The organism is Hydrotalea sp. AMD (assembly GCF_004100315.1).
Taxonomy (GTDB): domain Bacteria; phylum Bacteroidota; class Bacteroidia; order Chitinophagales; family Chitinophagaceae; genus Hydrotalea; species Hydrotalea flava.
This window is the reverse complement of record NZ_SCKY01000053.1, coordinates 1-5554: the sequence shown is the minus strand read 5'-3', so window position 1 is coordinate 5554 and position 5554 is coordinate 1. Positions and strand designations below refer to the sequence as shown.

Sequence of the window (5554 nt, the reverse complement as noted above, 5' to 3'; positions counted from 1 at the left end):
CACTTGGGGGGGATATCACTCACACTTGGGGGGGATATCACTCACAAAAGTTGCCAGCTAGGGCTTATATAGACTAGCGCCGTCATTCCTAAAACTAATTAAAACTAATTAAAACTGTATTTAAAACCAAAATTTCTGTGGATAAATCCTGTGGAAAAAGTCTGTTTTTTGACCTTATTTTTTTTTCTCTTTCAAAAAATTATTTTCAGCTGTTTCTAATTTTTTAAGTTTGATACCTTTTTCAAACCAATAACCCTTATCTTAAAATTTTTAGCTTCAATGACCAGTCCTAACATCCAACTTGTGAGCGCTATCTTCGCCAATGATCCATCCAAGATCAAATTGCTGTTAGATCAGGGAATTGACTTAAACGACTATGGATTCTTCAACATCCCCCCTCTTATCAGAACTGTCCTCTACGGTAAATCTAAAGCCCTACAAGCTCTCATCGAAGGAGGAGCAGATAAAAACATCAAAGATAAGCAAGGGCGTACTGCCTTAGAAGTAGCTCAAAAATACAACCATCCAGAAATTGTCAAAATTCTTTTGGGGAACTAGAAGCTTTTAAGGTTTTTGATGAAACCTAGATTTTTATTTTTGAAATCTAGGAAAACCGCTGCTTTTGAAAACATTGCTTGCAATGTGTAAGCGCGCACATTTCGATTTTTACAAAATCTTAATCTGACTTTTTTCAACTTTCTATTTTTAACTATTTTGTTTACTCTAAGCAAAAATTTTTCCATGGAAGCTATCATACAACAAGGTAAAGGGAATCATTATGTTTAAAGCAGTAGCGGTATTAGTGTTAACTCTATGCACGATAGAAAATTCTGCACAAGCCACAAGAGAGAAAGATATGCACCTAGAGGTAGCTAAACTCTCTCATAGACTTCAACACATGCCAGATAGAAAATTACAAATTGTTGAATACATTGGTTATTGCGTTAGATCAGCTCCGAACCAAGAACGAGCAGGATTTCGAGCAAAAGTGTTGGAACTAAACAGGGAAAAAACAGAATGGGTCGAAGTCGGGCCGCTGAAGGAAATATATTGGGAGGGAGATCGTAACACTTGGGCAGCTCAACAGGATTCTGCCTTCGCCGGAACGCACCCTGAATTTGCAAAAATCAAGGGCAACAAAGAGGAACTGAATACAAGGCTAAGTGAGCTAGCACGAAACTTAGCAGCTTATCGTGAGCTGAAACGAAGAGCCCCTAGGCCAGAAAGTCCATTAATGACAGAGACAGATAAGGAATATGCAAATTTTGAAGCGATCCAATAGCTCACTCAACTCGATTACTCCCACTAGCAGTGGGAGTTTGTAGACAAACCGCTCAAAGCGGATTTGTGTTACTTGTTACCTGGCCCAGTATCAACAAATCTAATTTTCCGTCCACAGAAAGTTCTGAGAACAACGGGCGTCGGTAATTTCTGACCATTCTTCCTCTCAAAAGAAAATGTCTTTAAGGGGGTTCTTCCACTAGACCCATTCTCTGAAAATTTTCTCTCTGACGAAGACGGAAAATTAGATTTGTTGATACCAGTCCTAAATAAGCCAACATCGTTTCTATGATGGTTTAAATGAGCGTACACAGGAAAAATTTTTCACCTTTAATTTTTGTTATCTTCTATTAAAATGATGCTATAGACGCCGTTTAAGGCGATCTGAGATGGGTGTTTCATTTAGCCTTAACATAAGTTACCGCATTAAACTCATTAATACCAATCAAGATATCTGAGTTCATGTTAGCCGCAGGTATCGTACAAGCTCTCCAGTCTCCATTAACTTGAAAATCGCACCGTACCTGTTGTGTAATATCCTCAAAATTTTGAGTGCGAAAATGGCAATTTGGGTCATGTATCCAATGACTATAAGGCCCCTTGCGAAACTTGCTAAAAGACCACTGTTCTTGCCAAGCTCCCATTTCTAGACGAGGAATGTCGTCTCGTGCTTCAGTGCAAATCATATGATGCCCATCAACCCTCACTGTTGTGACGCGTGGTTCACCACATTCGTCGTTAGTGCTATAAAAGCTAACGCTTCTCATAGAATTTGCTGGACTGTTCCATAATCCGCATCCCATGATGATCATCATGAGGTATACTATGTTCAATTTGCGTTTAAAGCGTAGCAGCATCTTAGTCCTCTTCGTCTGTCTTTTGGTTTGGTTTAAATTTTTAGATTTCAGCTGTGTGCTTCATTAAAACTTTCTCTCAAGTGAGCAATATCTCTACTAACGTTTTGCCTCAAAAGTAGCATATTGCATTTCAACATCAGTCATGAGAGGACTTTGAGGACGCGGATGTTGGGTTTTTAACTGTCTATATGCACTAAGATCTCGTTTGAGTTCTGCAAGACGAGCCGCTATGCTTTCTCTATTTTGACTTGCCCCGATTAATTCGGAAGGTATCTTTGCAGATACTTCTGCTTCAGATAGTATTTTCGACCTTGCAGGATTCGTAACAGTATAGTCAGCGATTTTTCTCCATTCACCTGTTTGTAAATTTAATTCTTCAATATCGCATATATATCGTTGAGGTTTTTCGGCACTTCTATCACCTTGAATAAATCCATTTGGAGTCCATGTATTTCCTACTTGCTCACCTGGAATAAACTCTTTTTGAACTACACGCCTCTGCGGCATATGAGAGAGCCGTTGTTCCATCCGTACAACTTCCATATACATTTCCTTCTCTCTTGTTGAGGCTTGAACAGAATCCCATGTCATACATGAGACTAATGTTAGTAAAGTTATTGATTTTTTAAACATTAATTTTCCTTCCAGTTTGGAGCATTTAAACCACTGAATGTATTAGCTCCATACAAGTTTATAATTAGAAAAGCATAAAGTTTATTTTTTGTTTTTTTTCAATTAAAAATACTATTGTGCTCAGATAAACAAACATAATGTCTCACCAAACATCAAAATCACAAAAAGTCAGATTGAGATTTTGTAAAAATCGAAATGTGCGCGCTTATACGTTGCAAGCAACGTTTCTGAAAAACCGCAGTTTTCCTAGGTTTCATAAAGCTGACAATTGAGTTTTGGTTTTTAGAAAAAGGTATCGTTTTCCAAATTTTGTTTTTAGAATTGATTGACTAACTATGCCAAATTTGGCATAGTTAGTTATGATTAGAGCACATGATTTACAGTGGATTGGTTCTTCCAGAGAAGATCTCAAAGAATTTCCAGACGACGTTCTGGAAGAAATAGGGTATGCGCTCTACCTTGCTCAATGTGGAGAAAAGTCACCCAATGCAAAACCGATGAAAGGTTTTCTAGGGGCTGGCGTTCTAGAAGTTGTTGAGAATTTTAATACAGACACTTACCGAGCAATTTATACCGTTCGATTTAAAGGAACTGTTTATGTTCTGCATGCTTTTCAGAAGAAATCTAAATCTGGTATTGCAACACCCAAGAAGGATATTGAGCTTATCCACAAAAGATTAAAAACAGCAGAAGAGCATTATAAGGCGTTTATAAAGGGGAGATAAGAAAATGGATAACCTTAAAATTACAGCTTCTACAGGGAACGTTTTTGAAGATTTAGGCTTTACTGATGCAGAAACAATGCTCCTTAAAGCTGAACTTTCACGTAAAATCAGTTCCATAATTCAACATAAACACTTATCTCAAATTCAAGCTGCAACTCTTTTAGGAGTTGATCAACCAAAAGTCTCAGCTTTGATGAATGGAAAATTATCTGGTTTTTCCGTTGAAAGGCTTTTCAGGTTTTTAACAATCTTAGGCAGAGATGTTCGAATTTTAATTAAGCCTAAATCCCGAAAGCGTCTTCAAGGAAGAGTTGAACTTCAAAACTTAAGCGCTTAAATCCTTTTTCTGAATTTTAAAGATTATTTTTAAAATCGTAAATTCTGCACGACTACAAAAAACATGGTTGTGCACAGAACTGTGCATACGCAATATGCAAACTAAAGTTTGATTTTTTTATATTTTCAAATCTAATTCTTTCCTGTTACAACTATATTAACGTGACTTTCACAAATAAAGAAGAGAAAAGTTAACAATGGCTTTTACAGCAGCTGAGAGACAACAAAAACGTAGAGATCGATTAAAAGGAAAGAATCTTTGCTTTGTTCAGGTTTGGGTTCCAAAAGACAGAACTATCGAAATTAAAGCCATAGCAGCAAGAATGATCAATGAAGAAAGTAAAGACCTAGAGCCAAGCCAAAGGCAACTAGCATTTGCACAGTTTTTGTGTGACAAAAAAGGATTAAAGCTGCCTCAAGATATTCTCTCCAGTTCTAAAAAACTTGCTGAATGGCTGAATGAGAATAAGAAAGCAAAAGATAAAACAGAGATCAAACCATGAGAAAATTTCTATCTTCATTTTTTCTTAAGCTAGCAAGAACATTTGGTGAAAAAGAAGCTCAACAGCTTTCTATCCAAGAGCAAACAGAGACTTCAAAAGAGATAATAGAAGCTTCTGAAGCCTCGAAAGAGATCAAGTTAAAAGAACCAAAAGTTAAAAAGCCAAAGCCTCCAAGATTACCGGAATTAAGCCCTCAAGAAAGAGCTGCCAGAGACATAACGGAGATGATGGAAGTACCATTTTTGGCGTTATCTAAAAATCGTAAAGAACCCATCATCTATGAAAAACATGACGGTAAAAATATGATTAAAGTTAAGGTTTCTCGTCATACAGGCCATTTTCTAGCCAGCATTTACGATTGGGACATCGTTTTGTATGTTGCTGGTAAAATGCAAGAAATCCTCAATAAAGGTTCTGATATTCCTCCGCGAACAATGATCATTCCACGTCATGAGCTTTTGAAAGCTCTCAGAAAGCATGATGGTAAGAAGGAGGAATTAGATTTAAGAGCTGCTTTGTCCAGACTACAACGTACCGGAATAGATACGACTATTCGTAATGAAGATGGAAGGTATGACGCAGGCTTCGGGTTTTTAGATAGCTGGGGGTATACAAAAAGGAAAGATATTAGGGAAATACATATCACTCTTTCTCAATGGCTTTATGATGGCATCTGCGTTAAAGGAGCTCTCCTAATGGTTGATTCTGAGTACTTCTCTATAACATCAGCCCTTAAGAGATTTCTTTACAGAACGGCCAGAAAACATACTGGTGGGCATGGGGATATATGGGAATTTTCTGTTGAGAAACTGTATGAAAAGTCAGGAAGTGAAAGCGAATTTAGATTTTTCAAAAGAGATTTAAAAGAGATTGTTAAACAAAATGATATTCCTGGCTATTTTTTAAGATGGATTGATAAAGGCGCAAAAGCTTCTGTTTCCTTTAAAAACCTAAAAAAACTCCCACTTTTAGTAGAGGTTGATGAACAATTCAGAGAAGAGAACTTATTACAAGAAAGCTAGGGGGGATATCACTCACACTTGGGGGGGATATCACTCACACTTTATTTTTGTTGATAAATTTGTTGATGAATTTTTGTTGGGGGGGATATCACTCACACTTGGGGGGGATATCACTCACACTTGGGGGGGATATCACTCACACTTGGGGGGGATATCACTCACAAAAGTTGCCAGCTAGGGCTTATATAGAATAGCGC

7 protein-coding genes are annotated in these 5554 nt (G+C 37.3%); 6 read left to right on the top strand and 1 reads right to left on the bottom strand.

Features of this window, described 5'->3' with window-relative positions; genetic code table 11:
- Nucleotides 1-279: 279 nt before the first annotated feature.
- Nucleotides 280-558, top strand: a complete 279-nt coding sequence (locus EO766_RS17635) for an ankyrin repeat domain-containing protein (protein WP_287101700.1) — start codon at nucleotides 280-282, stop codon at nucleotides 556-558.
- A 220-nt stretch (nucleotides 559-778) separates the two neighbouring features.
- Nucleotides 779-1282, top strand: coding sequence for a hypothetical protein (locus EO766_RS17630; RefSeq protein ID WP_287101699.1), 504 nt, complete (start codon nucleotides 779-781; stop codon nucleotides 1280-1282).
- A 952-nt stretch (nucleotides 1283-2234) separates the two neighbouring features.
- On the opposite strand, the gene EO766_RS17625 is transcribed toward EO766_RS17630, so the two are convergent.
- Nucleotides 2235-2729, bottom strand: coding sequence for a hypothetical protein (locus tag EO766_RS17625; RefSeq protein ID WP_287101698.1), 495 nt, complete (start codon nucleotides 2727-2729; stop codon nucleotides 2235-2237).
- Nucleotides 2730-3130: 401 nt separating this feature from the next.
- Here EO766_RS17625 and EO766_RS17620 point away from each other — a divergent pair, with 401 nt between their 5' ends.
- The 4 genes from EO766_RS17620 (at nucleotide 3131) to EO766_RS17605 (ending at nucleotide 5357) form a co-directional block, all read left to right on the top strand.
- Nucleotides 3131-3496 (top strand): type II toxin-antitoxin system RelE/ParE family toxin, encoded by a 366-nt coding sequence (locus EO766_RS17620; protein ID WP_287101697.1) that lies wholly within the window; start codon nucleotides 3131-3133, stop codon nucleotides 3494-3496.
- Between the two features lie 4 nt (nucleotides 3497-3500).
- Nucleotides 3501-3833 (top strand): helix-turn-helix domain-containing protein, encoded by a 333-nt coding sequence (locus tag EO766_RS17615; protein ID WP_287101696.1) that lies wholly within the window; start codon nucleotides 3501-3503, stop codon nucleotides 3831-3833.
- Between the two features lie 196 nt (nucleotides 3834-4029).
- Complete coding sequence (locus EO766_RS17610) at nucleotides 4030-4335, top strand: hypothetical protein (RefSeq protein WP_287101695.1); 306 nt, start codon at nucleotides 4030-4032, stop codon at nucleotides 4333-4335.
- Nucleotides 4332-5357 carry a replication initiator protein A gene (locus EO766_RS17605; protein WP_287101694.1) on the top strand — a complete coding sequence of 342 codons (1026 nt, stop codon included), beginning with the start codon at nucleotides 4332-4334 and terminating at the stop codon, nucleotides 5355-5357. Before EO766_RS17610 ends, EO766_RS17605 begins: the two co-directional genes overlap by 4 nt.
- The last annotated feature ends 197 nt before the right edge of the window (nucleotides 5358-5554 follow it).